Genomic DNA, 218 nt, shown 5'->3' on the forward strand with positions numbered 1-218 from the left:
TTGACGGCGTTCCCGATGGTGGCGTCGTTGTATCTGGCGTTCACGGACTATGACTTGTTCCGGCCGCCGTCGTGGGTCGGGATCGACAACTTCGTGAAGTTGTTCGAGGACCCGCGTTTTTGGACGTCGGCGAAGGTGACGGCGATCTATGTGCTGGTCGGCACGCCGATCAAGCTCGCGGCGGCGTTGCTGGTCGCGATGGTGCTGAACATGAAGCA

Annotated in this window: 1 protein-coding gene; it reads left to right on the forward strand. The window is 60.6% G+C overall.

Going from position 1 to position 218, the window contains the following annotated elements:
* Nucleotides 1–218, forward strand: a 218-nt coding sequence (locus ACQP6G_RS20915; RefSeq protein ID WP_429767250.1) for a carbohydrate ABC transporter permease, incomplete at both ends; no start/stop codon positions are given.

The organism is Isoptericola nanjingensis (assembly GCF_050311635.1).
GTDB classification, from domain to species: domain Bacteria; phylum Actinomycetota; class Actinomycetes; order Actinomycetales; family Cellulomonadaceae; genus Isoptericola; species Isoptericola nanjingensis.